This is a genomic window from Micromonospora sp. NPDC127501, assembly GCF_040302185.1.
Taxonomy (GTDB): domain Bacteria; phylum Actinomycetota; class Actinomycetes; order Mycobacteriales; family Micromonosporaceae; genus Micromonospora.
The window spans coordinates 54,551-79,514 of the sequence record NZ_JBEORJ010000013.1 but is presented as its reverse complement, the minus strand read 5'-3'; the positions used below and the strand labels follow the sequence as shown (position 1 = coordinate 79,514).

The window sequence follows — 24,964 nt, the reverse complement described above, 5'->3', positions numbered from 1 at the left end:
ACCAACGGCCCGGGCCGGGTCGACGATCGACCCGGCCCGGGCTCCGGTCATCTGATGGAGAATTCCGCCAGCCGCAGCGGGGAGTCGAACACCAGGTACACGTTGCGGGTGCCGACGGCCCGGGCCAGCTCGGTGCTGGTGCTGACGTACCGGTAGTCGTCGCCGGTGCTGGGCACGGTGGCCGTGCCGAGCAGCCGGCCGGTGGGCGACCCCATCCGGATCTGGATCGTGCCGACGCCCGCACCGGCCTTGGCGACCTTCGCGGTGAAGGTGCGCGCGTCGGCTCGCAGCGCGGAACCGTCGAAGGAGATCCACTGACCGGCGGCGGTGGCACCGACCGCCGTACCGCTGGGTTTCGTCTCGTCGACGAGCCGGACGCCCGCGTACCTGTCGAAGGTCTCCGCCCTGGTGGGCCGGGACAGGTCGCGGGCCGGGATGGTCTCACCGCGGACCCGGACCGCGGCGCGGGCCCGGATGTCCTCGACGGACGCCCCGACCATCAGGTCGTGGACGGACGACTCGACGACCCACCGACTGCGGGTGACGTCCCAGTGCGCCAGGTCGGCGGCGGGCAGGCGCAAGGTCACCGTACGGGTCTGCCCGGGCGCGAGTTTCACCTGCTGGAACGCCTTGAGCTGGCGGATCGGGGTGGTGTCCCGCGAGGTGCGCTGGTGGGTGTAGAGCTGAACGACCTCGGTCCCCGCCCGGCTGCCGACGTTTGTCACGTCGACACTGGCCGTGATGGTGCCGTCGGCCGCGACCGACTGGGCACCGGCACGCAGCTGGCCGTACCGGAACCGGGTGTACGACAGCCCGTGGCCGAACGGGTAGAGCGGCTTCGCGCGGCTGTACAGGTAGGTCTGCCCGGACGAGATGATGTCGTACTCCAGCAGGTCCGGCGGTAGTTGCGAGTCCGAGCGGTACCAGGTCTGGGTGAGCCGGCCGGACGGGTTGCGGTCGCCGAAGAGGACGTCGGCGATGGCGTGGCCGGTCTCCGCGCCCGCATGGGTGGTCCAGACGATGGCCGGTACGTGCTCCTGCTCCCATCGGATGGTGACCGGGTAGCTGGTCTGGAGCACGAGCACGGTCCGCGGGTTGGCAGCGGCCACGGCCTTGACCAGCGCCTCCTGGCCGGCGCTCAGCGCCGTCGAGGTCCGGTCGTGTGCCTCGCGGCCGTTGATGAACGGGTTGCTGCCGACCACCAGCACGGCGGTGTCGGCGGCCTTGGCTGCCGCCACGGCCCGGTCGATTCCGCTGCTGATCACCTCGCGACTGAAGTGGGTCGCGGCGGCCGGGGTCGATGCGCCGAGCTTGAGGGCGCCGTCGTCACCGATGGTCACGTACGTGTCGGCGCCGAACCAGCTCTCCTTGGTCTCGTAGCCGACGTAGCGCAGCACCACTGTTCCGTCGGCCTGCGGCTCCAGCTTGAACTGCTGCTGGACGTACCAACCGTTCGGCTGCTCGTCGCGGGTGAGGAACGGCCCCCAGTTGTAGCCGAGGTAACGGCCGTTGGCGGCGTTGCGCAACGTCACCACGTCCTGTCCCCAGTCGACCACGTCGAACTGGGCGACGAGCGCCGGGGTGGCGCCGGTCCCGAGGACGCGGTCGGCGTCGGTGGTGCCGGTGGCCGAGACGTACCGGCCGGTCGACACGTCCTTCAGCGCGATCCGGTCCGCCCCGTCGAGCCCGCTCACACTGGCCGAGCTGCCCAGCCGTTCGCGGATGCCGTCGAGCGCCGTGACCTGGTACGGCAGGTCGCCGCCGTACCAGTCCGAGTAGAGGGTGTCGGCCAGCGGGCCGAGCACCGCCACCTTGCGGGTCCGGGCCGGGTCCAGCGGTAGCGCCCGCCGCTCGTTCTTCAGCAGCACCATCGCCTCGCCGGCGGCCTGCCGGGCCAGTCGCTGGTGTTCGGGGCTGTTGATGACGTCCGGGGTGATGCCGCCGTACCGGCCGCCGCCCGGGTCGAACTCACCCAACCGGAACCGGATGTTCAGGATCTCGCGGATCCGGGCGTCGATGTCCGCCTCGCTGAGCAGGCCGGTGGCGAGAGCCTGCTTGATGGCGGTGATGGTGGGCTGCGCGTTGGTGTCGTCGGTGATGAAGCTGTTGAGGCCGGCCTTGATGATCGCGGCGTTCCCCTCGGCCTGGGTCGGGTAGTACCCCTGGGAGCCGACGAGGTTGTTCGGCGCCCAGGCGTCCGTGACGTTCATCAACGGCTGGTCGGTCCAGTCGCGTACCACCGTGGCCAGGTCCGGGTCCACTGTGGCCGGGCGGCCGTTGACCAGGTTGTACGCGGCCATCATCCCGGTCGCCGCGTCGGCGGCGATGGCCGGTTTGAAGGCGGCGCGGTCGTACTCGTTGAGCACCCGAGGCGGCACGTTCGAGGAGGTCACGTCGCGTCGGACCTCGTTGTTGTAGGCCAGGTAGTGCTTGAGGGTCGGCGCGCTCTTCAGATGGTTGGGGTCACCGCCGGTCATTCCCGACCCGTACGCGGTCGAAATGGCCCCGGTGAGCAGCGGGTCCTCGGAGTAGCCCTCCTCGTTGCGGCCCCACCGGGGGTCGCGCAGCAGGTTGACCACCGGGGCCCAGAGGTTGAGCCCCCAGACCCGGGGGTTCTGCGCGTGGTAGCCGCGCGCCTCGTCGCCGACGGCCGATCCGACCTGCCGGATCAGGTCGGTGTTCCAGGTGCTCGCCATGCCCACCGGCTGCGGGAAGACGGTGCCGCGGGCCTTGACCACCGCGCCGTTGTTGTCGATGTCGGTGGACCAGGCCACCCCGTGCAACGCCTCGGTGCCGGTCTTGAACAGGCCGATGCCCAGCCGGGGAATGGCCGGCTGGTACTGGTGCAGCCAGGAGATCTTCTCGTCCTGGGTGAGGCGGCCGAGCAGGTCGTCGACCCGGACGTTCACGGGTAGGTGGGGATCTCGGAACGGGTAGGTGGGTTCGGCGAGCGCGGTGCCGGGAACGGCCGGTAGGGCTAGCAGGGCGAGCGCGAGCGCGGTGATTCCGCGCCGTAGGCGCCAGTTCCGCATGCGGTTCTCCTCATGTCGTACGACAGACGCCCAGCGGGGCGCCGAGGCCGGCGTGACCAGGCTCGACACCCGGCTGACGGGCCTGAACGACGAATCGTCGAAGCGCTTCGACGACCCGGCCGCGTCACCACGGCCATGATTGTTGTGATCCGCGAACTATAGATGCACGCCTATGACAAGGCAATGCCGGATCGCCATCGATACCGACGCCCACGGCGCTTCTCACGTCGGAGCTGGCGGTTCACCAGTGGTAGAGCACGTTCACTGTCAGTGCGGCCGCCACGGTGACGAAGAATACGGCCGGGCCCACCAGTTGGCGCGAGCCGACGCGCAGGTGCGCGATGAGTGCGCCGATGAAATACAGCACCAGCCCGGCGGCGGCGAGGGTGCCCAGCAGCGGTACGGCGAATCCGGCCAGCAGCCCCAACGAGCCTGCCGCCAGCGCCATGCCCAACCGCGGTACCCACGACCGCGGCACGCGCTTCATGTCCGCCTGAGCCTTTGGATACTCGTGGCCGATCAGGTAGGTGACGGCGGCGACGCCGGTGAAGATCGACGCCAGAATGGTGACCGTGACATAGGCAGCGAACATGTGTCCTCCGTTGTGTTTGCTCGCCCCCTGGACGATCTGGCGCGGCGGAATGTGACGGCCGCTGGATGCCCAGCGATCAGCTCGTAGCCGAAGATGGCGTTGGCGAGCTTGGACGTGTTGTAGACGCCCACCGGGGAGTAGGCCCGTTGAGCTGTGGTGACCGGCCGGCACGCCTGCTGAGCGTCGGGCTTGCATCCGGTACTCAGGTACACCCCTACCGTCGTCGGTATGACCACTGACCCCCAGGCGTGGGTGCCCGAGTCGTGCACCTTGCCGCGCGGACAACGGCCGCTGCGGCTGGCCGAATTCGACGACCTGTTCGCCGCCGCCCTGCTGGCGCAGCAGCGGCTGTCCCCCACCGAACTGCGCTGGCGTCTCGACCCGACCGCCGAGGCGACCGCACGGGACCTGATCGGCCGGGAAAGCTCCTGCTGCTCGTTCTTCTCGTTCGCTCTCGCCGCCGGCACCGGCACGCTGCGCCTTGACGTGCAGGTGCCGGCCGCGCACGTCGATGTCCTCGACGCGCTCGCGCTGCGAGCCGCCGCTGGGATGAATTCGTGAGCGGATTGCGCAGCGGCCAGGTCGCCGCCGCAGCCGGGGTGAACCCGCAGACGCTGCGCTACTACGAACGTCGTGGACTGCTCGCCGAACCAGACCGGAGCCTGGGTGGGCACCGCCTCTACCCAGCCGAAACGGTCACCGTGCTGAGGGTGATCAAAGCGGCGCAGCGGCTCGGCTTCACCCTCGACGAGGTCGCCGAACTCCTCGACGCGGGCCAGCACCGTCACGGTCGCCACCCCGGCGGCGGCCTACGGGTCCGAGCCCAGGCAAAGCTCGCGGAGGTCGAGGCGAAGATCGCTGATTTGCAGGTCATCGCCGGCACACTGGCCGCCGCTGTGGAGACCGGCTGCGACGACCTCGTCGAATGCGCCGGCCAGCCGTGCTGCCCCATCCCCTTCCCCACCCGGATGCTGGCATCGCGGTGACCCGCGCCGCCTCAGCCGGCGGTGCCTGGCGGTGGGCGATTCGCCGCTCCCACCGCGGCGGGAACGGCTGCGAATGCTCGACCTGATCACCGGCATGATCGGGGGCTGCGCACACATCGGTACGGTCCACGGATGACCGTCGTCCGCTCTGTCCTGCTGTTCGTCGTCGCCGCCCTGTTCGAGATCGGCGGGGCGTGGCTGATCTGGCAGGGCTGGCGCGAGCACCGCGGCCTGTGGTGGATCGCCGCCGGAGTCATCGCCCTCGGCGCGTACGGATTCGTCGCCACCTTCCAGCCCGACCCGAACTTCGGGCGCATCCTCGCCGCCTACGGCGGCGTGTTCGTGGCCGGATCCCTCGCCTGGGGCGTGATCGTCGACAAGTTCCGACCCGACCGGTGGGACGTCATCGGCGCCGGCATCTGCCTGATCGGCGTCGCCCTGATCATGTACGCGCCACGTTCGGCAGGCGGCTCCTGAGCGCCACGAAGCCGGTGGCCTGAGGTTGCATGCCGCGGCTCTCGACCAGCTCCGCGACCGTGACATCTGGCTCGCCCTCGGCAGGGCCGAGGAACGTGTCGAGGGCTAGCGCCCGTGCCACTGCTCGGGGACCTACTCGATGCCGAGAACGGTTATCTCGCGTCCCTGCTCAGGTAACCGGCTTCTGCACGATGCGAGGGTGCGATCGTGGAGAGCCGGATTGACGCGCACGCAGACGAGGGTAAAGCCCTCGTCGATCAGGACCCTTGGTCGGAGTCCGCCGTGCCCCACCGTCCTGATCAACCGGTGCACCGGAGGTGTTCGGAGTGTTCGGACCTGTTCGGAACTGTCCGCACGTCTGCCATTCATAGACGGATCGCGCCCATCATCGATCGTGACGACCACACCGGTCGTTTCTCGACGGTAGGAGATTGCCGATGATCCGCAAGAGTTCACGCTGGTTCGGTGCCACGCTGATGGCGTTGGTGCTCGCGGCCACCGGGCTCGTGGCCACCCCGAGCACCGCTTTGGCCGGGTACCCCGTGGTCGTGTATTCGGCCGACCCGTACTCCGCCGGAAACGGCTTCGCCATCTACACCAACTCCGGGATTGATTCGGCGTTCAGAGCCTGCGACGAGGGCGCAGCGGACGGTCGCCGTACCATTGGCCGCATTTGGTGGGAGCCCGTGAACGCCAAGGTCACGCTCCACGCGGCGAACGGCAGCGGCACCTGCTCCGAGCCTTACTACGTCAGACTGCTTCCGGGCACGAGAGTCTATGTCGAAGCATGCGAGCGCAACGGCGCGAACGGCTCCGACGAGAAGTGTCGAACGACCTGGGGCACTGCGGCGTGACGCAGGACGGCCGGCCGGCGTTCGCCTCGGCCGGCCGTCAGGCCGGGCGCCACCGACGTTTCGCCGGGCAGGACGCTGGCGCGAGCACCGCGGGCTGTGGTGGCTCGCCGCAGGTGTCATCGCCCTCGGCGCGTACGGATTCGTCGACAAGTTCCGGCCCGACCGGTGGGACGTCGCGCGACAATTCGACCGCGTACCCGAAAAAGACCCCGACCCGGCATTAACCACCAGGTCAGGGTCTTGATCAGAAGTGCGCAGACAGGCTTCCGTCAGTGCCTCACAGTTGGTGCAGGATCACCGGGTCCTTGATCTTCTTGTCGGCTGCCAACAGCAACGCCTTACTGATGATTTCGCCGAGCCGGCTGTCGCCCTCGAAGGGCAGGAACATCTCCGGCTCCTTCGCTTTCGCCGAGGCAGGGACGATGCACAGGTACCGGTCGTCCGGGGCGATCAGGATGTTGCCCGAGCCGCAGTGGATGCGGTAGGTGTGCAGGTCACCCCGTACTTCGAGGAACCGGTCGGTGACGGTGCACCGGTTGGCGATCGCCAGCCGGGGAATCAGCTCGGCCAGTACCTCGCGACGAGTCCGGGCGGTCGGGGTGAGGTCGCCGAAGCTGCTCCGCGACCAGTAGTCGCGGTACCGGCCCTGGGGGCCACCGTCGTACCAGTTCGGGTCGCTGCCCACGCCGGCTGCGGCCACGAACAGGTCGACGTCGCGCATCACCTCGCTCAGCACGACCGGCGGAACCTCCTCCAGCGGCACCGGGGTGCGCTCACCCCGGACGAACCACAGTTGGTCGGTCGCCATCGTGTCGAACACCGCGTCGTCCCGATCCTCGATCCCCGCGACGTTCAGCTGGGCCCGTAGACCCCAGTCGGGTAGGGCCAACCAGGGCAGGTCGTAGCTGGCGCCGTCGTTGCGGTGCTGGACGTACGACCAGCCACGCCGGGACAGCAGCGCGTTGAGGCGGTGCTGGCGCACGATGTGCGCGGCGAACCGGTTGGAGTACGTGCCGGTGGCCCGCTCCGCGTCGGTGAGCAGGTACTGCTCGCGATGCGCCTGCTTGAACGGCTGGGTGATGGTGTGCCGGGTCAGGAAGTCCCGCCAAGCCTGGACCGCGGTAGGGTCGTCGACCGGGTGCCACAGCCGGACCGTGGCGTTGTCGGCCGGCTCGATGACCGCGTCGCCCACGGTCCGCAGGGCGTCGCCACCCCAGCAGCAGGTCACGCCGTCGATGGTCCAGATGAGACGCCGGGCCAGGGTCCGGGCCAGTGGATGGTCCAGAAAACGCTCGCGCCACTGCTCGACGGTCCACGCCCGGTCCCGCCGCAGCAGCCCTTCCAGGCGGTCGCGGGTGGCGACCAGCGTCGCCGCGACGTCCGTGACGGTCGCCTTCAGCTCCTTCAGCTCGTCGCCGTGGTCGTTGCGCACCTGCGCCGGTGGGGCCTTGACCACCTTGCCGTCCGCGTTGCGCCAGACCAGGACGGCGTCGACGCCGCGCACCTCCAGCTCGTAAGAACATTCGCCCAGCTTGTCCGCGAGTGGAAGGCCGAAGCCGGGCAGGGCCATCTCCTCGACGTCCTCGCGGCTGACGCCGAGCACTTCGGCGTGCCGGGTCAGACCCTTCTCGACGATGCGCAGGGTGCTCTTGTAGGTCAGCCGCGACGCGAGCCGGGCCAGTTGCGCGAGGGCGGCGGGATGATCGGTGTCGACGAGCGCTGCGACCGCGACGTTAGCCAGTTTCGGGCTGGCCGGACCGTGGCCGGGAATCTTGCGGGCGGCCCGTTCCGCGATCTGGCCGAGGCTCCGCAGGGTCTCCTCCGACGACGGCAGCATCGTCCGCAGCCAGATCAGGCCCCACAGCAGCCCCACGTTGTAGCGGTCGATCGTCCGCGGTGACACGTCCGTGAGGTGGTCAGGACAACACGTGGTCATGCGGAGCGGCAGGGTGCGCGCCTGACCCACAAGCGGGAGCCAGTCGTCGAGCCGTTCGATGAACTCGTCGCCGCCTACCCCGTCGAGCAGACGCTGGCCGGTCCTGCGCCAGGCGGCCGTCGGCTTCGCCTTGTCCGCGCCGACCGGGCAGTGGGCCAGCACCGTCTGCCACGCGGCCCGGCGGTCCTCCGGCATCGCCTCGATGTCCGCGATGGCCCGGTCCGCCCACGGCTCGCCGACGTTGGGGATCGGCCACATCCGGTCGGCCTCGTCGGTCGTGTCGCTCGAGGAATACTCGACCCGTGTCCGGCGCCAGGTCGCCAGCGCCGCCGGATGCGTCTGGCCAGCCGCCTCCGCCGCCTGGATGGACTCCCAGGAAAACGTCTTGAGCTGCGAACTCCAGTAACCGAAGCCCAGCCAGGCCTGACCGCCCAGCCGATCGAGCCAGACGGCGCCGTCGATACCGCCGCCGGAGCGTACGGCACGGATCAGCTTGCCCCGCCCGTCGCTGTTCTCCCCCGGCACCGTCAACGCGTCGAACACCGTCTGCCGGACCGGCGCCGGTTGCGCGGCCAGCAGTTGCGTTGCCCGGGCCCACACCTCGCGACGGGCCCGATCCCACAGCGTCTCGGCCTGGTAGGCCAGCCCTGGCAGGGCTTCGACCACCGTCATCGCCGCGGCGCGACGGCGATCGTGGTCCGCGTCGCGGCCGTCCAGATCCGCCACCGCGGCGGCGAGCAACTCGCCCTGCCGCGTGGCCTCCGGCAGCAGCTCGACCTGCGGCGGAGCGAGATCATACGGCCCGTCCGGATCGTTGAGCGCGGCGAGCAGCGCGGGCCCCGTGCCCGCCGGCGCCCAGCCACAGACCGTGGCCACCCGACGGATGAAATCCTGACCGTCGACGGCGTTGAGGGTCTGGCCCCGGCGCTCGCACCATCCCCTGACGGTGTTGACCACGTCGCGCAGTGCCAGCTCCGGGTCGTACGTGTCCATTCAGCCACCCACCAGCGGCACGAGCTTGAGGAACGTGACCCGCGACCCCGCGTGCAGGCGGACCTTCTCGTCCAGGGCCGTCACCTGCCGGTCGTCGACAAGCACGACGAACCCGTTGCGGCGGAAGGCGTCGAGGGCCACCAGCGTCCGCTCCTCCGGATCGACGTCCGCGCCGGACTCGGCGATCTCCAGGAATGTTCGCCGCCGGATCAGCTCGCCGAGGCGTACCGACTCCTCGAAGACCTCCAAGGTCCACTCAGGTCCCTTCGGGGCGCCTGTCACTTCATCGGCGATCGTGATCATGGGCATGGCGAAGAAGGTAGCGCAGCCCTCCGACACGGCGTCCCGCGAAGGTGCGGCGGAGCGCCGTTGGCCGTGGCAGCGCCGCGTGGGAGGGGCCCCGTCCTGGTCGCCGACCAGGCAGTTCGGCTGATCAAGCGGGTAGGCTCGTTACCGCTGCGTGCTGCGCTGACCGCCCGGCACCCGAAGAATCACGCTCGCGCCGCTCCAGGGGGAAGTCACCAGGTGAGCACCCACTCGATGTTGCTGTTCGTGCTCGCCGCCGTCGCGGTGATCGTCGTCGTGCGGTGGGTGGCGGCCCGCACCGGACTGCCGGCGGCGGCGCTGCTGCCGCTCATCGGCATCGGGTATGCGCTGCTCCCGGGCCCCAACGTCGGACTGGATCCCGACCTCGTGCTCATGGTCGTGCTGCCGCCGCTGCTCTACAGCGCCGCACTGGACTCCTCACTGCTGGATATTCGACGCAATCTGCGCATCGTGGTCAGCCTGTCCGTGTTGCTGGTGCTTCTCACCGGCGTCCTCGTTGGCATCGGTTTCCACCTTTTCGTCGCCGGCGCGACACTTGCCGCCGGAATCGCGGTCGGCGCCGCCATCGCGCCACCCGACCCGGTGGCCGCACTCGCGGTGGGCCGCCGGGTCAACCTGCCACCGAAGATGGTCACGATCATCCAGGGTGAGGGGCTCCTGAACGACGCCACCGCCCTGACGATGCTCAGCGTCGCGGTGGCCGCCGCCGTGGGTGGCGAATTCTCGTTCCCGTCCGCCGTCAGCCAGTTCGTGCTGGCGGCGGTCGGCGGGGTGGCGGTGGGAGCGGCCATCGCCTGGCTGGTACGTCTGGCCCGGCCGCTCACCACCGACCCGCTGCTGTCGAATGCCATCTCGCTCGCGACACCGTTCGTGGCCTACCTGGTGGGCGAGGAGCTGCACGTCTCCGGTGTGCTCGCCGTGGTGATCGCCGGGCTGATCGTCGGCCATCAGACGCCCCAGCTCGGGTCCGGCGCGGCCCGGTTGCAGACCAGCGCGGTGTGGCGGCTTGTCGACTTCCTCCTCGAAGGCTTCGTCTTCCTGCTGATCGGCCAGCAGCTCCCCGAAGTCGTCAAGGGCCTGCGCCAGTACGAGACGTCGACAATCGTCATCGCCGTCGCGGTGTCGGTCGGCGTCGTACTGCTGCTGCGCCCCGCCTGGCTGGTGCTGACCCAGTCCCTTCCCCGGTCGCTGCACAGCCGGTTGGGCGGCATCTCCGAGCAGGACGACCCGGACGAGCCCGGTAACGCCCGACAAATCGCCCGCGCCGACCGCAACGCGGAACGGCTGTCCCTGCGCGAGGTGACGGCGCTGAGCTGGTCGGGCACCCGTGGGGTCATCAGCCTGGCCGCGATCTTCACCTTGCCGTTGACCACCAACAGCGGCGCGCCATTCCCCGACCGGGACCTGCTTCTGTTCTGCACGTTCGTGGTCGTCCTCGTGACGCTCGTCGGGCAGGGCCTGACGTTCGCGCCGCTCGTGCGGAGGCTGGGCCTGCGCGCCAACGAGACCGACCAGGCCCGGGTACGCAACGAGGCCCGCTCGGCGGCGGTCGAGGCCGCCCTGGCCCGCCTGGACGAGGTGGCCGCCGAGGACCCGGACAGCGCTGTGGCCGTCAACACCACCCGTACGCAGCTGCTGGCCCGACTGGCGCGCTACCGCGGGCGGCTGGACCTGCTCGAACAGAGCGGGTCGTCGGAGATACCGACCTCACCGCAGTACGAGACGGCGCTCCAGGTCCGCCGGACGGCCATCGAAGCCCAGCGGGAGGAACTCGTGCGCTGGCGCGACAGCGGCCGGCTGCCCGACGAGGAGCTCCGCGTTCTGGAACGGGAACTCGACCACGAGGAGCTGCTGCTCCCGAAGCGCGCTTCCAGTTGACCCGGTGGCTGCGCCTTGCGGCAGGTGGATGATGTGCTCGCGTCCATCCACAAAAGAGGGACGGTTGGCGCTCGCGCACCCTGGGTCGTGGGCACGGTGACGTTGGCGTAGCGATGCGCGTATGCGGATCGTCGACGGCGTCGATTCAGATCAAAGTAACTTGAGCACTGCCTGAGGCACCGCACGACGCCGCGCCGCGTGACGGGTGACCCGGCTGTCGCGCGCCCTCGCCGGGCCCGACTGACCAGCTGTGGTTGATCCGGCAACGGAGGGGTAGCTGAACAGCATGCGACTACCAACCCTGGTCAAGACCGCGGCGGCGGTCACCGTCACGGCCGCCGCCGGTACGGCGGTGAATGACACCTCCAATGGCTGGTACCGGCGGCTGCGCAAGCCGAGCTGGCAGCCACCTCCGGTGGCGTTCCCGCTGGCGTGGACGCCGCTGTACGCGTTGATCGCGGTGGCGGGCGCCCGAGCGCTGGACCGGACCAGCGGGGCCGAACGTGCCGCGTTCACCCGCGCCTACGCGCTCAACCTGGCGCTCAACTTCGGGTGGAGCGCGTTGTTCTTCAAGGCCCGCAGGCCCACCGTCGCGCTGGCCGAGATCGCCGCGCTCAACGCCTCCAACTTCGCGCTCATCCGTCGCGCCTCCCGTGCCGACCGCGCCGCCGGTGCCGCGCTGGCCCCGTACGTCGCGTGGACGCTCTTCGCCACCGTGCTCAACGGCGCTATCGTCAGTCTCAATCGCAACAGCTGAACCGGGACGCCGACAACTGAGGGTCGACGGCAGCGACGCCAATTTGTGTGACCTGGGCGGGCCTCAACCAATCTCCACGGGTGTACGAGGATGTCCCGTGAAGGCGAGGTTGTGAGCGTGACCTACCACGCGTACCCGAACAGAACCGACCTCTCGGCGGTGGTGGACGCGGCCCGCCGCGGCGAGCACGCCGCGATGGACGAGTTGGTCTCCCACTACCTGCCGCTGGTGTACAACATCGTGGGCCGGGCGCTGAGCCGCTCGGCGGATGTCGACGACGTGGTGCAGAACACCATGCTGAGCGTCGTACGAGGGCTGGCCGGCGTACGTGATCCGCGCCTGTTCCGGTCCTGGCTGGTCGCCGTCACCATGAACGAGGTACGGGCCCACAAGCAGTACCGGCACACCACACCCACGGCGCCGGAGGACATCGACAACCTGATCGTCCCGGGCTCCGACTTCGAGGACCTGACCCTGACCCGGCTCCGCCTGTCCGATGAGCGCCGGGAGGTCGTCCTGGCCACGCGCTGGCTCGATGACGACCACCGCCATCTGCTGTCCCTCTGGTGGCTGGTCGAGGCCGGTCACCTCTCCCGCGCCGACCTGGTCGACGCCCTGCGGCTCGACGCGCACCTCGTGACCGTGCGCCTGGGCCGGATGAAGGCGCAGTTGGACATCGCGCGACTGGTGGTGCGAGCCCTCTCCGCCCGGCCCGGCTGCGCCGACCTGATCGACACGGCCTCCGACTGGGACGGCCAACCGGCACCCGTGTGGCGCAAGCGGTTGGCGCGGCACATCCGCACCTGTGCGTACTGCCCGAACACCACATCGGACCTGGTTCCGGCCGAGCGGCTGCTGGCCGGCCTGGCGCTCACGCCGCTCCCGGCCGGCCTGGCCGCGGACGTCACGCCCCGCGCGTACACCGTCTCCGGCGCGTCGCAGGGCGGTGCGCCGGCAGGCGCGCACGCGAAGACCGCCGGGGCTCTGCAGACCCGCCTCGCGGCGCTGTCGCTACCCAAGACCCTCGCCGGCGTCTTCGCCGCCGTCGCCCTGGTCGGAGGGGGCGGGATCATCCTCGCCAGTTACCCGGACGGGTCGAGACAGCAACCGACGGGCGCGACAGTCGCCCAGCCCTCGACCGCGAGCACCGACGAGACCGGCGAACCCACGCCCGCGCCGCCGTCCCCGACGCCCATCGAGGCTTCCCCGACCACCGCACGCGCCAGCTCCACCCCTTCCAGGTCGGCGGCGCCAACCAGATCGCCGAAACCGACCACGTCACCGACCAGGTCACCGGCGAGGTCTGCCAGCGGGTCGACCGGCGTGTCCGCCGCGGAACAACGTCTGCTGGTGCTGCTCAACGAGCGGCGCCGCGCGCTCGGGCTGCCCGAGGTCACGATGCGCACGACGGAGCAACGCGCCGCGGAGTCCTGCGTGAGGCAGAACCTGGATGCGGGCACCATGACGCACTGCGGCCATGAGGTGCTGTTCGCGTCCTCGGGCAACTCCCCACCCGAGCAGATGATCGAGGCCTGGTTCAACAGCCCCGGGCACAAGACGGCGCTTACCTACTCCAGCTCCCGCTACGCCGGCCCCGCCATCGTCTTCAACGGCACCCGACAGATCGCGGCCATCAACATCGACTACTGAGGCTTTCCGGCCCGGCGACGATCCTCGCCGGGCCAGCCCCCTGGGAACCGCCACCACCCGACCTGGGCCCAGGCCGGCCGTTTTGGCTGCCGTGGTCGCCGTCGGAGGCACACGCCTGCCGGCACGGAGCAGCAGCGAGACGAATGGTCTGGAAGGCGGTGCGGGCGCCGCCTTTCCACCGAGCGCGGAGGTAGCCGTTGGCGGGGTGAGGGCTAGCCTCTGGGGTCATGCCCGCCCCTGCGTCGCGTCCATTGCTGTTCCTTGACGTGGACGGCACCCTCATCCCGTTCGGGACCCCCGCGACGGATCAGCCGGGCATGCCGCATGGCCACACCCAGGGAGCGGTCCTACCGCCCGACGCCCATCCCCTGCTGCACAAGGTCGATCCGGAACACGGCCGCAGACTGGAGGCCCTGCCGTGCGATCTGGTGTGGGCGACGACCTGGATGAGCGACGCGAACGACGTGCTCGCGCCGCTGCTCGGGTTGCCGCCTCTGCCCGTCGTGGACTGGCCCGACTCCGACGAGATGGGGCCCCTGCACTGGAAGACCCGCGGGCTGGTCGAGTGGGCGCAGGGACGCCCCTTCGTCTGGGTCGACGATGAGATCTCTCACGCCGATCAGCAGTGGGTGTCTACTCATCAGCACAGCCCTGCACTGCTGCATCGGGTCGACCCGCGTCGCGGCCTGACCGAGCACGACTTCACAGTCATCGAGAGCTGGCTCAGGCGGGCGCGGTAGGCGAGCCCCATGCCGTCGCAGTCGACGGGCTGTCTGCCCACTCGGGACCGATGGTGGCGAACGGCGCGCCGGAACGGCGACATCGGGCTGCTCTACGGGGACGGAACGTTGGGTAACAGGTCGTCGTCGCGTCCGGTCTGCGGTAGCCCAGCCGCAGCGGCGATGGTGTTGACGGCGTCGTTCAGTCCGGTGGTCTCGGGTAGGACGAGTTCGTCGGACCAGCCCAGGACGTCATGGGCGGCGTACCAGCCGCTCATGTGCTCGGCGGTGAACTCGCTGGCCTGCGGGCGGGTGAGGTGCCGGCGCAGGGTCTCGGCCAGGGACACGTCGAGGTAGCAGAACAGCGACCGGCCGCGGTGGTCGTCCCGCAGGGAGGTCAGCATGTTTCGGTAGCGGCTGCTGTGCATGATCCCCTCCAGCACGACGTGGTAGCCGTGGTCGAGGGCGAACCGAACGGTCTGCCCGATCAACGCCGGTGCCGCGCCGCCGGGCTTGTCCCGTTCGCGCAGCAGGATGCGGCGCAGGTAGTCCTGCTCGACCAGGGCGCAGCCCCGGCCGTGCCGGCGTCGTAGCTCGCGGGCGATGCTGCTCTTGCCCGAGCCGGAGTTGCCCCGGATGCAGACGAGGATCGTGTCCGGGCTGCCAGTGGGTTCAGCGAGCACGATGCCTCCTCGGCTTCAGTCGTTGCGCACGGTGAGATTGAGGGCGGCGACGGCGAGCTGGGTGAGGTCAGGAAGTTGGTCCTCGCCGAGGATGGCGCCGCGCAGGTTGTCCAGCGGCGTCTTGAGGCCCTTCAGCCGGCTGCCCCGCAGGTCGGTGCCGTCGAGGTGGCAGGAGTCCCATTCCAGTCCGGCGAGGTCACATGACCGCAGCGCGATGCGAGGTAGTCGGCAGGAGGACCACGCGCCGTTGGTGAGAGTGCAGTCGGTGAACGCGACCGAGCCGGCGGCGGTGACGCGTTGGAAGGTGGCGTAGTCGAAGCGGCAGCCGTCGAACAGGACGTCCTTGAGGCGTACGTCGGTGAGTCTGGTGCCGGTGAAACGGGAGCCGGTGATGGCGCAGCGTTCGATGGTGATGCCGGTCAGGGTCGCGCCGGAGAAGTCGGTGCGGGTGATCTCGCAGCCGTGGAGACTGCCGGCTTCCCAGGTGCTCTCGCTCAGGTCCACGCCGGCGATCAGACTGCTGGAGATGCGGGCGTCCTCAAGGTGCGAGCCGTGCCACGCGGCGCCCTCGACGAGGGCCTCGGTGAGGCCGCCGTCAAGGTCCGTCGTGGTGTCGAGGTCGTCCGGTTCTAGGTCCGGCAGCAGGACCTTCATGTCGCCGATCGTGGTGGTGCGCATGTGTCCTCAACCTGTGTGGGCGCGGGGTGGGCACGCGGGCGGACGCCTCGGCGGGCGGATGCGCCATTGCCCTGACGCCCTGTTCAGGATGGCCACCTCACAAATGACGATGAGCGCGGGCGTCCGCGGAACAACGACGTGTCCCGGCAACGCCGGACCGGTCCAACAGCTCCCCGAGCACCCACCGAGCAACCGCCCACCCCCGGCGTACGAAAAAGGCCCCGGCCCGGTGTGAACCACCAGGTCAGGGCCTTGATCGTTGGTGCGCCGCCAGGGACTCGAACCCCGAACCCGCGGATTAAGAGTCCGCTGCTCTGCCAGTTGAGCTAGCGGCGCTCGCCGGCAACGGAGAGAACATTAGCACCCCCGGAAGGCGCGCTCCAATTCGGTTACCCGGGTCCCCCCTTCGGTCGAGCTTTGCCGGCAAAAAGCCCCAAACCGGCCACCGCCGTCAAGATCGGGGCGTGGGTTGGGGCGGTGATGCGGCACGATGTCCGCCAGGTACGCGAGAACAGAGGTGGGCATGGCACGGTTCACGCGAGCCGGGGCGGTGGTGGGCGCCCTGACTCTGGCGGCGTCGCTGGCACTGACCGGATGCGGCGGCGAGAAGAAGCCGGAATTCGTTGGCGGGGCGTCCTCGGACGTGAGCGCGACCCCCGGCTCAGCCGCACCTTCGACGCCGAGCACACCGAGCGGGCCGCCGCTCACACTGAGCCCGGCCAACGGCACGAAGAACCGGCCGGTGAGCACGGAGATCAGCGCGAAGCTCCCGGACGGCGGGAAGGTGTCAGCGGTCACCCTGACAGCGGACGGTGGCGGCCCGGTCGAGGGCAAGCTGCGTACCGATGGCTCGGCCTGGGTGCCGTCCGCTCCTCTGAAGTGGGGCACCCGCTACACGGCCACGGTGACGGCGAGCGCGTCGGACGGCACGAGCAGCCAGGGCACCAGCAGCTTCACCACGATGGCCAAGCCGAAGTCGACCATCGGTTCGGGCCTGTACCTCTTCGACGACAAGAGTTACGGGGTGGCCATGCCGGTGGTCACCGAGTTCCACCCGGGCATCCCGAAGAAGGACCGGGCGGCGGTGCAGAAGCGGATGTTCGTCCGGACCGACCCGCCACAGCCGGGCGCGTGGCACTGGGTCAGCAACGGCACGCAGGCCTACTACCGGGCCCCGGAGTACTGGAAGCCGGGCACCACCATCACCGTGCGGATCGCCCTGGCGGGGGTGCCACTGAGCAACGGCAGGTACGGCGACGTCGACCGCAAGGCCACCGCCAAGATCGGCCGGTCGTTCGAGATGAAGGTCGACAACGCCAACAAGAAGATGACGGTGTACGAGAACGGCGCGCCGGTGCGCACCATCCCGGTGAGCCTGGGCAAGAAGAGCACCCCGTCGTCGAGCGGCACGATGGTGGTGATGGAGAAGAAGGAAGCCACCGTCTTCGACACCCGCGACGACCCGGATCCGGCCAACCGCTACGTGACCGACATCCAGTTCGCCCAGCGGCTCACCTGGGGTGGCGAGTACATCCACGCCGCGCCCTGGTCGGAGCACGTGCAGGGGCGGCAGAACGTCTCGCACGGCTGCGTGAACGTGTCGATGGCGAACGCCAGGTGGTTGTTCGACAAGACCCGGATCGGCGACCCGATCACGATCAAGGGCACCGAGCGCAGGATCGCCGCCGGTAACGGTTGGACGGCGTGGAGCGTGAGCTGGTCGGAGTTCATCAAGGGCAGCGCCCTGCCGGTGCCCAGTGGTGGGGCCGGCCCGGCGGTCTGAGCCGTCGGCCTCGTTGCGCCGGCTCGGCCGTTGGCCGGGTCGGCGTACCCTTGCACTCCCGCCGCTCGATGGAAGCGCGGCGACCCCCGCACTCCCGGCACGGAGACGAACCAGACTCACGAAACGCCGAATAGTAGCAGGATTCGGGCACTATTGATGGCGTGTTTCGGTTCACCCTCGGCAACCGGGACCGGCTCTGGCGCGTCAGTAAGAGACGATGGGGCAGCGACCACAACTGTGAGGGAATTCATGCGAGCTAGCCAGGACCAGCTGATCAGGCCCGGTGGGCGACGCCGCGTGTTCGCGGCGGGGCTCCTCGCCGTGGCGCTGGCCTTCACCTCGGCCTGCACCGACGGCGACGGCGGCAAGCCGTCCTCGTGGCACGGTGGCGGCGAGAACCCGGCACCGAAGGCCGCCGCGACGATCAGTGAGCCGGCGGCCGACGCCAAGGACGTGCCCGCGTCCACCGGCATCACCTTCACCACGAAGGACGCCGTGGAGACCGCGGTCGAGCTGAAGGACGCCGCCGGCAAGGCGGTCGAGGGCGCCCTCGCCAAGGACGGCAAGTCGTGGCTGCCGACCGGCGCGCTGGCCTACGGCACGAGCTACACGGCCACCGTGACCGCCAAGGGCGACGACGGACGTCCGGCCACGGCGACGAGCACCTTCACCACCATGGCCAAGCCCGGCAATCAGGTACGGGTGAGCAGCTTCCTCGGTGATAACCAGGTGGTCGGGGTGGGCATGCCGCTGATCGTGAAGTTCAGCCGGGCCATCCCGGAGGACTACCGCGACGACGTGCAGCGCCGGATGACCGTCACCTCGACCCCGGCGCAGGAGGGGATCTGGCACTGGGTCAGCCCCACCGAGATCCGGTACCGGCCGAAGGAGTTCTGGAAGCCCGACAGCAAGGTCTCCTACCGGGTGCAGGCCGGCGGCCTGCCGATGGGTGCGGGTTGGTACGGCCGCGCCGACCTCTCGGTGGACGTCAAGATCGGCGCGGCGGTGGTCATGACGGTGGACAACAAGACCAAGCGGATGACGGTGACCCGCAACGGCTCTGTGATCAAGACCATCCCGGTCAGCCTGGGCAAGAAGAGCACCCCGTCGTCCAGCGGCACCATGGTCGTGATCGAAAAGCTGCGCAAGACGGTCTTCGACACGTTCGAGGAGCTGGGCCCGGAGGAGGGCTACCGCACGAAGATCGACTTTGCCCAGCGCCTCACCTGGGGCGGGGAGTTCATCCACGCGGCACCCTGGTCCGAGGGTCAGCAGGGCACCACGAACGTGTCGCACGGTTGCGTGAACGTGTCGATGGCCAACGGCGACTGGCTCTTCAAAAACACCCAGATCGGCGACCCGATCACGGTCAAGGGCACCGAGCGCAAGCTGCAGAACGGCAACGGCTGGACCGACTGGAACATGAGCTGGGACGAGTACGTCAAGGGCAGTGCCCTTCCGTACGAGCCTCCGGCCGACCCGGACGCCACCACCCCGGCGCCGGGCGGGACGGTCACCCCGTCCCCCACACCGACCGCCTGAGCCAGCCGACGGAAGCCCCCTCCTCGGAGGGGGCTTTCGCGTGCTCCAGTGTTTCGCCCCCACAACGACTCAGGCCCCCTCCGAGGAGGGGGCCTGAGCAGTGAAACCAGTGGGGTGACTGATGGGAATTGAACCCACGACAACCGGGACCACAACCCGGTGCTCTGCCAACTGAGCTACAGCCACCATGCCGCCGTCGCCCGGTCGATCGCTCCGGGCGGGGTGCGGACCAATAATAGCCACACCGCAGCCAGGCACGTCCAGCGGGTTGCCGGTCAGCGCGGCCGGGGTCAGAGTTCGGCGGCGATGGCCTTGGCGGTCTCGACATCGGGGCCGGGCAGCGGAACGAAGACGGTGCGCCGGTAGTACTCCAACTCCCGGATGCTCTCCCGGATGTCGGCCAGCGCCCGGTGCGCGAGACCCTTCTGCGGCTGGCCGAAGTACACCCGGGGATACCAACGACGGCAGAGTTCCTTGATCGACGACACGTCGATCATCCGGTAGTGCAGGTGCGCGTCGAGGCGGGGCATGTCCCGGGCGATGAAGCCCCGGTCGGTGGCGATCGAGTTGCCGCAGAGCGGAGCCGTACGCGGATCCTTGACGAAGGTGCGGATGTAGTCCAGCACCAGGTCTTCGGCCTCGGCGAGGGTGACCGCCGAACGACGGACCTCCTCGGTGAGGCCGGACTTGGCGTGCATGGTCTGCACGATCTCCGGCATCCCCTCCAGTGCCGCCTCGTCGGCGTGGATGACCACGTCGACACCGTCACCCAGCACGTTGAGGTCGGGATCGGTGACCAGTGCCGCAACCTCGATCAGTTTGTCCCTGCCGAGGTCCAACCCGGTCATCTCACAGTCGATCCAGACGAGGAGATCAGCCACCGGGACAGCCTACGCGCAGCCCACACCTCGCGGCTGCGCGCTCTCGGCGGACCGGCCCGCTAGGGTTTCGGGGTGCCAGCAGAACCCGTCGCACCGCCCGCCGTCACCGAAGACGATCCCGGCGGCCGTACGGTCCGTCGTCTGGTCGCGGTGGTGGCCCTCGGGGCTGTGCTGCCAGCGCTGTACCTGCCCGGCCTCGTGCACGACTTCTTCGATCTCAAGATCTACATGTCCGCGATGGACTGGTGGCGCGTCGGCCACCCGCTCTACGACTACGTCCAGCCCGACCGGGTGCAGGGCGAGTTGTACTTCACCTACCCACCATTCAGCGCGCTGCTGCTGTGGCCGTTCGGTCTGCTGCGGCTCGGCGCCACCGTGGCGATCTTCACGGCGCTCACCGTGCTGGCCGTGGTGCTGACCACCCGGTGGCTGGTGACGCCGGTGATTGCCCGACACGACCTGCCCCGAACGTTCACCCTGATCGCCGCCGTACTGCTGGTGCTGGCGGTGGAGAGCATCCGCGAGACGATCACCTTCGGCCAGATCAACATGCTGCTGGTCGTGCTGATCCTCGCCGACCTGCTGTTCGCGGTACCGCAGGCGCGACGCTGGGCCGGGGTGGGAGTGGGGCTGGCGACGGCGCTCAAGCTCTTTCCCGGCATCTTCATCGTGTACCTGCTGGCCACCCGGCGGTGGCGGGCCGCGGCGGTGGCGAGCGCGACCGCGGCGGCGGCGACCCTGCTCGCGGCGGCGATCGCCCCTCGCGACTCGTGGCGGTTCTGGACGCACGAGCTGTGGACCACCGAGCGGGTGGGACGCACCGACATCGTCGGCAACCAGTCGCTGTTCGGCCTGCTCAGCCGGTTCACCGAGCCGGAGAAGCCGGACCGGCTGCTCTGGCTGCTGCTGGTCGCCGCGGTCGCCGGCTACGGGCTGTGGCGGGCCGCCCGCGCGGCGCGGGCCGGTGACCCGTTGACGGGCCTGACGTTGACCGGGTTGGTCGGTTCCCTGGCGAGTCCGATCACCTGGACCCACCACATCTACTGGTTCGTGCCGGCGGTGGTGCTGCTCGCCGACGCGGCGTTGAGCGCGGACCGCCCGGACGAGGCACGCCGGCGTCGGTGGTTGGCCGGGCTCGCGGTGGGCATCACCGCCGTGACCATCTACGGCGTGGTGACGTTCCAGGCCTGGGGCGCGGGACCGGTCCGCACTCACGACCCGGTGGACTTCGTCGTGCAGAACACCTACGTGCTGCTCAGCCTGCTACTGCTGGTGGCGTTGCCGGTGCGCTCGGGACTCGGTGCGGAAAATCGCACCAATTGGACAGACCTCCCGAGTAACCATGTTCGGCGCTAACCTGTCCTCATCTACCTCAAGCGTCGCTCGGGTAGCACCGATCCCCCGGTGAGAGTGGCCCTCCGCGTCGGCAGCGCGGAGGGCCACTCGACGTCTCACCCGCCACAACCGGCCGGGCCGTCACCCGACACGGCCGCCACCGGCCGGGCCTTCACCCGACACGGCCGCCACCGGCCGGGCCTTCACCCGACACGGCCGCCACCGGCCGGGCCGTCGCCCGGTGCGGCCGGCACCGGCCGGGCCGTTGGCTCGTCCACGTCGGCCGGCGGCCAGGCGAGACTCAGCGTCACCTCCGGCGGGCGGGGCAGCCGGACCGGTTCGTCCAGGTCGGCGAGGGTGGCGGCGCGGGCCGCGCCGATCGCCGGCCGGGCGGATTCCGGGGCCCCGGAGCCGACCGGGGCGAGTTGTCGTGCCGGCAACGGTGGGGTCGGATCGGGTTGCCGGAGGCCCAGGCCACTCAGCGAGGTGACACCGAGCCGGCCGGCGAGCACCGGCACCTGATCCGGCTCGACCACGAAGATCACCTCGCGTGGCCGTAGCGGCCGCAGCAGGAGCAGCGCCGCGCACACCACCAGCAGCACGCCGACGGCCAGCAGACCCCAGGCGGTCGGGCCGGTCCACCCGACCCGCAGCTCGGCGCGCAGGTCCAGGGCCAGGTCGCCCTCGCCGTCGGGGCGCATCACCACCAGGCTCATGGGTTCGCCGGCGAGGTCGTCCGCGCTCCACTCCAGCGAGCCGATCCCCTCGCGTACCCAGAAGGGCCGGCCCAGCGGTGTGACCGGCCCGTCGGTCGTCGCGACGCCCGGGGCGTCGGCGGCCGGTCCGGCCGGATCGAGCCGGACCGGCAGCGGACCCCGGGCCAGCGCCACTCGGCGGACCGTGGCGTGCGGCACCGCCTCCAGCCAGCCACGCACCTCTGCGGTGGGCGCCAACCCGACGAAGGCCGGCCCACCCGTGGTGCGGGCGTCCAGGCGCAGCCGGGTCTGTGCGGTACGCGCAAAGGGCGCCTCCTGGCGCAGCAACCGGTCGAGGTCGGTGACGACGATCGCGTGACCGGGCGTGCGGACCGTTTCGAAACGGGCGGCGAAGGACCCGCCGGGGTCGGCGTGTCGGCTCACCAGCCACAGCCCGCCACCGGCGAACAGCGCCGGAATTCCCACGACCAACAGCAGCACTCCGGCGATCATCCGCACGAACCGCATCCGCACCGTCCCCCTCCGTAGCCAAATACCCGGCCGACCTTACCGACGTACACCGTCTGATCAGGGGATATCCACGGCACGGTCGGCATCGGCTCTGGAAAGCACGCTGGCCCGCCGGATGATCCGGCGGGCCAGCGGGTGGCACAGGGTCAGGCCTTGGCGACCGGCTCCCGGCGGGTACGCGCGAACGCCAGCCCGCCCAGCACCAGGCCGGCCAGACCGGCGACGAGACCGGCCACACCGAGGCCGACCGCGAGCCCGTTGCCGTCGTCGTCGTCATCGTCGTCGGGCGAGGCCACGGCTGCGGTCGGCGTGGCCGAACCCGACGGCGCCGCGGCGGCGGCCAGGGTGAGCACCGGAGCCGGGTGCTCCGGCTCCTCGGCACCCGGCGCCGGGTCGTCGATCCACCGCGAGATGTTGCCGTCCGAGTAGGTCTGCAAGGTCTTGAACACCATCGAGTCGACCTGCGGCAGCGGCCCCATCGAGACGGGGAACTCCTGGAACTGACCCGGCTTCACCCCCGCCTCACCGGAGGCCGTCCAAGTGATCTTGGAGACCGCTTCGGTGAGCTGACTGCCGTGCACCTCGATCGGCGGGTCCACCTTGCGCTTCTCCGTGGTGACCGTCCAGCCGGGCACCGGCATCGTCGACACCGAGCCGACCGGGGCGTTCTCCGGCAGTACCACCTCCAGCTTGGTGGTCGACGCGGTGTCGCTCTCGTTGGGCACCCGGAACGCCACCCGGGCGTAGCCACCCTGGGTCGCCTCCTTCGGGTTCACCGTGACGTGTGCGGACGCCGGTCCGGCGAAGCCGAGCACGGCGGTGGCGGCGGCGGTGAACGCCAGGGCGGCAGCGGCGGTTGCGGTACGCCGGAGTCGGGTCATGGGTTTCGCGAACCTCTCTAACGGATGGGCACGGTGGCGGTCACCGTGGCCTGGTCGATGTCGGTCGTTCGGGCGGTGATCTTCAGCTGCCACTCGCCGGGGGTCGGCAGGCTGATGTCGCCGTAGGCGTGACTGTCCGTCAACCGCAGCAACGGCACCTCGATCGGCTCGATCCCGGCCGAGGGCAGCGCTACGGTGGCCTTCCACTCCGCGACCAGCAGCGGCTGGTTGGCCTTGTCGTACGCGTACAGGTGCACCGTGTTGTTGCCCCGCTCGGCCGGGCTCACCTCGACCTCGACGGTCAGCAGTGGGCTGGAGAGCCTGGTGCTGAAGAGGCCGGATTCGGCCCCGGCGGACGGGCCGGCCGCGGCGGTGCGGGCGGGCGTGGTCTGCACTAGCGTGGCGGACACGGCCAGCACCACAACGGTGACGGCCAGCTCCACCAGGACCGCCCGGCGCACCGGCACCGGGCGTTGCGCCGCGACCCGGCTGCGCACCAAGTGCCGGGAGTACGCGGCCACGGCGATGACCAGAACGAACAAGCCGATCTTGGCGAGCAGCAGACGCCCGTACGTGGTGTCGAAGAGCGCCTGCGGGGTGGCCACCTCGATCAGCGCCTGGACGGTGCCGGCCAGCAGCAGTGCCGAGACGGCGAGCGCCGCCCAGCGAGACCAGATCGGCAGGATCGCGCCCAGCTCCCGCTCGTCGGCCTGGCGCAGCAGGAAGACGGCGAGCATGAGCAGACCGCCCAACCAGACCGCCATGCTGCCCAGGTGGACCGCGTCGACCACCACGGAGACCGCCGGCGCCGGGGAGGCCGCCGGGTGCCCGGCCAGTGGCCAGGTCAGCAGGGCGGCGCCGCCGAGCACGGCCAAGATGATCGCGTCCGCGCGGCCGGCGGGCCCTGCCAGCAGCGGGCGGAGCAGGAAGACCGACGCCGCCAGCAGGCCGAGTCGGACCAGGTGGGCGGCGCCGAAGGCGCTGCCGAACACGCTGCCGAACCCCTCGCCGGTGACGTCGAAGAGACCACCGCCGGCCGTGTAGGGCACCTGCAACCACAGGTCGGCGAGGGTGGCGAAGGCAACCAGGCCGAGGCCGGTCCAGGCCAGCCGGGTCGGCCCGCGCCGGGAGAGCCGTCGCGGCCAGAGCGCGGCGAGCACCAGCGCCGGCCCCACCAGCAGCACCAGACCCGCGTAGCCGAGGAAGCGGGCCACCTTCACCGCCGTGCCCACCACCGGGTTGGCGCGGCTGTCCGTGCCGGAGTCGACCGGTGGGGTCGAGGGCGCGCCGACCGAGTAGGTGTACGCCCCGGAGACCGGATGGCTGTCGGCGGAGATCACCCGGAAGCTGACCAGGTAGGTGCCGCGGGCTCCGGCCGGGTCCACCGGAATGGTCACCACACCGCCGCTGAACGATGGTTCACCCCGATCGGCCCGGGAACCGTCCGGCGCGATGACGCGGATCTTGCCGGGCACCTTGCGGACCGACTCGCTGAACGTGAGGACCACCTCGGACGGCCCGCTCGGCACGATGGAGGCGGCGGCCGGGCTGCTGCTCTGCAGCACCGCGTGGGCGCTGGCGGAGGTCGCTGGGGCGATCAACAAGGCGACGACGGTGACCAGGAGGCCGGCGGCTGCGGCCAGCCTGGCGGCCCAGCGGCGGGGGGCGACAGTCATGCCGGCCATGGTCGCCGATGGGTGTCCCATTCGGCGACCCGAGGGGGGTGGTCGCTTCTGTGGTCGCACGTCATGAAC

The 24,964-nt window shown here is 70.2% G+C and carries 21 protein-coding genes and 2 tRNA genes; 11 read left to right on the top strand and 12 right to left on the bottom strand.

The annotated features are described in order from the left end of the window. Positions 1-47: 47 nt before the first annotated feature. Positions 48-3,032, bottom strand: coding sequence for a glycoside hydrolase family 3 protein (locus tag ABTW72_RS26330; protein WP_350862858.1), 2,985 nt, complete (start codon positions 3,030-3,032; stop codon positions 48-50). 241 nt (positions 3,033-3,273) lie between these two features. Further along, complete coding sequence (locus ABTW72_RS26325; protein ID WP_350862855.1) at positions 3,274-3,624, bottom strand: DoxX family protein; 351 nt, start codon at positions 3,622-3,624, stop codon at positions 3,274-3,276. Between the two features lie 228 nt (positions 3,625-3,852). Between ABTW72_RS26325 and ABTW72_RS26320 the strand changes: the two genes are divergently transcribed. The 4 genes from ABTW72_RS26320 to ABTW72_RS26305 all read left to right on the top strand — a co-directional run bounded on the left by ABTW72_RS26320 (position 3,853) and on the right by ABTW72_RS26305 (position 5,941). Next, entirely contained in the window at positions 3,853-4,185 is a 333-nt protein-coding gene (locus ABTW72_RS26320) for a hypothetical protein (RefSeq protein ID WP_350862852.1), read from the top strand. Then, entirely contained in the window at positions 4,182-4,610 is a 429-nt protein-coding gene (locus tag ABTW72_RS26315; protein WP_350862849.1) for a MerR family transcriptional regulator, read from the top strand. Before ABTW72_RS26320 ends, ABTW72_RS26315 begins: the two co-directional genes overlap by 4 nt. Positions 4,611-4,742: 132 nt before the next feature. After that, the gene (locus ABTW72_RS26310; RefSeq protein WP_091393433.1) at positions 4,743-5,087 is read left to right on the top strand and encodes a YnfA family protein; all 345 of its coding nucleotides are present in this window, start codon (positions 4,743-4,745) and stop codon (positions 5,085-5,087) included. A gap of 437 nt (positions 5,088-5,524) precedes the next feature. Beyond that, positions 5,525-5,941, top strand: a complete 417-nt coding sequence (locus tag ABTW72_RS26305; protein WP_350862844.1) for a hypothetical protein — start codon at positions 5,525-5,527, stop codon at positions 5,939-5,941. Positions 5,942-6,218: 277 nt separating this feature from the next. On the opposite strand, the gene ABTW72_RS26300 is transcribed toward ABTW72_RS26305, so the two are convergent. Further along, the gene (locus ABTW72_RS26300; protein ID WP_350862842.1) at positions 6,219-8,870 is read right to left on the bottom strand and encodes a DUF4132 domain-containing protein; all 2,652 of its coding nucleotides are present in this window, start codon (positions 8,868-8,870) and stop codon (positions 6,219-6,221) included. After that, a complete protein-coding gene (locus ABTW72_RS26295; protein WP_350862839.1) occupies positions 8,871-9,179 on the bottom strand; it encodes a hypothetical protein in 309 nt (102 codons plus the stop codon). 216 nt (positions 9,180-9,395) lie between these two features. Here ABTW72_RS26295 and ABTW72_RS26290 point away from each other — a divergent pair, with 216 nt between their 5' ends. The 4 genes from ABTW72_RS26290 to ABTW72_RS26275 all read left to right on the top strand — a co-directional run bounded on the left by ABTW72_RS26290 (position 9,396) and on the right by ABTW72_RS26275 (position 14,222). Further along, complete coding sequence (locus tag ABTW72_RS26290) at positions 9,396-11,075, top strand: Na+/H+ antiporter (RefSeq protein ID WP_502892247.1); 1,680 nt, start codon at positions 9,396-9,398, stop codon at positions 11,073-11,075. Positions 11,076-11,361: 286 nt separating this feature from the next. Then, positions 11,362-11,832, top strand: coding sequence for a TspO/MBR family protein (locus ABTW72_RS26285; protein ID WP_350862837.1), 471 nt, complete (start codon positions 11,362-11,364; stop codon positions 11,830-11,832). A 117-nt stretch (positions 11,833-11,949) separates the two neighbouring features. Continuing rightward, positions 11,950-13,482, top strand: a complete 1,533-nt coding sequence (locus ABTW72_RS26280) for a sigma-70 family RNA polymerase sigma factor (protein WP_350862834.1) — start codon at positions 11,950-11,952, stop codon at positions 13,480-13,482. Between the two features lie 227 nt (positions 13,483-13,709). Next, a complete protein-coding gene (locus tag ABTW72_RS26275; RefSeq protein WP_350862832.1) occupies positions 13,710-14,222 on the top strand; it encodes an HAD domain-containing protein in 513 nt (170 codons plus the stop codon). A gap of 92 nt (positions 14,223-14,314) precedes the next feature. Here the strand turns inward: ABTW72_RS26275 and ABTW72_RS26270 are convergent, their stop codons facing one another. The 3 genes from ABTW72_RS26270 to ABTW72_RS26260 all read right to left on the bottom strand — a co-directional run bounded on the left by ABTW72_RS26270 (position 14,315) and on the right by ABTW72_RS26260 (position 15,898). Next, on the bottom strand, positions 14,315-14,884 hold the full coding sequence (locus ABTW72_RS26270) for a kinase (protein WP_350862829.1): 570 nt from the start codon (positions 14,882-14,884) through the stop codon (positions 14,315-14,317). 15 nt (positions 14,885-14,899) lie between these two features. Next, positions 14,900-15,562: a pentapeptide repeat-containing protein gene (locus tag ABTW72_RS26265; protein ID WP_350862826.1), complete on the bottom strand. Its 663-nt coding sequence runs from the start codon at positions 15,560-15,562 to the stop codon at positions 14,900-14,902. A 260-nt stretch (positions 15,563-15,822) separates the two neighbouring features. Continuing rightward, a tRNA-Lys gene (locus ABTW72_RS26260) sits at positions 15,823-15,898 on the bottom strand. 187 nt (positions 15,899-16,085) lie between these two features. On the opposite strand from ABTW72_RS26260, the gene ABTW72_RS26255 reads away from it, so the two are divergent. Together ABTW72_RS26255 and ABTW72_RS26250 are read left to right on the top strand one after the other, a co-directional pair. Next, the gene (locus tag ABTW72_RS26255) at positions 16,086-17,345 is read left to right on the top strand and encodes a L,D-transpeptidase (RefSeq protein WP_350862824.1); all 1,260 of its coding nucleotides are present in this window, start codon (positions 16,086-16,088) and stop codon (positions 17,343-17,345) included. A 249-nt stretch (positions 17,346-17,594) separates the two neighbouring features. Then, a complete protein-coding gene (locus ABTW72_RS26250; protein WP_350862821.1) occupies positions 17,595-18,887 on the top strand; it encodes a L,D-transpeptidase in 1,293 nt (430 codons plus the stop codon). 110 nt (positions 18,888-18,997) lie between these two features. Here the strand turns inward: ABTW72_RS26250 and ABTW72_RS26245 are convergent. After that, positions 18,998-19,073: transfer RNA gene (locus tag ABTW72_RS26245), tRNA-His, on the bottom strand. A gap of 104 nt (positions 19,074-19,177) precedes the next feature. Beyond that, entirely contained in the window at positions 19,178-19,768 is a 591-nt protein-coding gene (gene orn / locus ABTW72_RS26240; protein WP_350862818.1) for an oligoribonuclease, read from the bottom strand. A gap of 72 nt (positions 19,769-19,840) precedes the next feature. Here orn and ABTW72_RS26235 point away from each other — a divergent pair, with 72 nt between their 5' ends. Then, the gene (locus ABTW72_RS26235) at positions 19,841-21,124 is read left to right on the top strand and encodes a glycosyltransferase 87 family protein (protein ID WP_350862815.1); all 1,284 of its coding nucleotides are present in this window, start codon (positions 19,841-19,843) and stop codon (positions 21,122-21,124) included. 182 nt (positions 21,125-21,306) lie between these two features. Here the strand turns inward: ABTW72_RS26235 and ABTW72_RS26230 are convergent, their stop codons facing one another. From ABTW72_RS26230 to ABTW72_RS26220, 3 genes are all read right to left on the bottom strand, one after another. Continuing rightward, a complete protein-coding gene (locus ABTW72_RS26230; RefSeq protein ID WP_350863201.1) occupies positions 21,307-22,326 on the bottom strand; it encodes a hypothetical protein in 1,020 nt (339 codons plus the stop codon). A 149-nt stretch (positions 22,327-22,475) separates the two neighbouring features. Then, on the bottom strand, positions 22,476-23,210 hold the full coding sequence (locus ABTW72_RS26225) for a YcnI family copper-binding membrane protein (RefSeq protein WP_350862813.1): 735 nt from the start codon (positions 23,208-23,210) through the stop codon (positions 22,476-22,478). Between the two features lie 17 nt (positions 23,211-23,227). Continuing rightward, a complete protein-coding gene (locus ABTW72_RS26220) occupies positions 23,228-24,895 on the bottom strand; it encodes a copper resistance CopC/CopD family protein (RefSeq protein ID WP_350863198.1) in 1,668 nt (555 codons plus the stop codon). Between the last annotated feature and the right edge of the window lie 69 nt (positions 24,896-24,964).

Coding starts and splice junctions, on each gene's coding strand:
- ABTW72_RS26330 (WP_350862858.1), bottom strand. CDS start 3,032: ATGCGGAACTGGCGCCTACGGCGCGGAATCACCGCGCTCGCGCTCGCC.
- ABTW72_RS26325 (WP_350862855.1), bottom strand. CDS start 3,624: ATGTTCGCTGCCTATGTCACGGTCACCATTCTGGCGTCGATCTTCACC.
- ABTW72_RS26320 (WP_350862852.1), top strand. CDS start 3,853: ATGACCACTGACCCCCAGGCGTGGGTGCCCGAGTCGTGCACCTTGCCG.
- ABTW72_RS26310 (WP_091393433.1), top strand. CDS start 4,743: ATGACCGTCGTCCGCTCTGTCCTGCTGTTCGTCGTCGCCGCCCTGTTC.
- ABTW72_RS26305 (WP_350862844.1), top strand. CDS start 5,525: ATGATCCGCAAGAGTTCACGCTGGTTCGGTGCCACGCTGATGGCGTTG.
- ABTW72_RS26300 (WP_350862842.1), bottom strand. CDS start 8,870: ATGGACACGTACGACCCGGAGCTGGCACTGCGCGACGTGGTCAACACC.
- ABTW72_RS26295 (WP_350862839.1), bottom strand. CDS start 9,179: ATGCCCATGATCACGATCGCCGATGAAGTGACAGGCGCCCCGAAGGGA.
- ABTW72_RS26285 (WP_350862837.1), top strand. CDS start 11,362: ATGCGACTACCAACCCTGGTCAAGACCGCGGCGGCGGTCACCGTCACG.
- ABTW72_RS26275 (WP_350862832.1), top strand. CDS start 13,710: ATGCCCGCCCCTGCGTCGCGTCCATTGCTGTTCCTTGACGTGGACGGC.
- ABTW72_RS26265 (WP_350862826.1), bottom strand. CDS start 15,562: ATGCGCACCACCACGATCGGCGACATGAAGGTCCTGCTGCCGGACCTA.
- ABTW72_RS26255 (WP_350862824.1), top strand. CDS start 16,086: ATGGCACGGTTCACGCGAGCCGGGGCGGTGGTGGGCGCCCTGACTCTG.
- ABTW72_RS26250 (WP_350862821.1), top strand. CDS start 17,595: ATGCGAGCTAGCCAGGACCAGCTGATCAGGCCCGGTGGGCGACGCCGC.
- ABTW72_RS26230 (WP_350863201.1), bottom strand. CDS start 22,326: ATGCGGTTCGTGCGGATGATCGCCGGAGTGCTGCTGTTGGTCGTGGGA.
- ABTW72_RS26225 (WP_350862813.1), bottom strand. CDS start 23,210: ATGACCCGACTCCGGCGTACCGCAACCGCCGCTGCCGCCCTGGCGTTC.
- ABTW72_RS26220 (WP_350863198.1), bottom strand. CDS start 24,895: ATGGCCGGCATGACTGTCGCCCCCCGCCGCTGGGCCGCCAGGCTGGCC.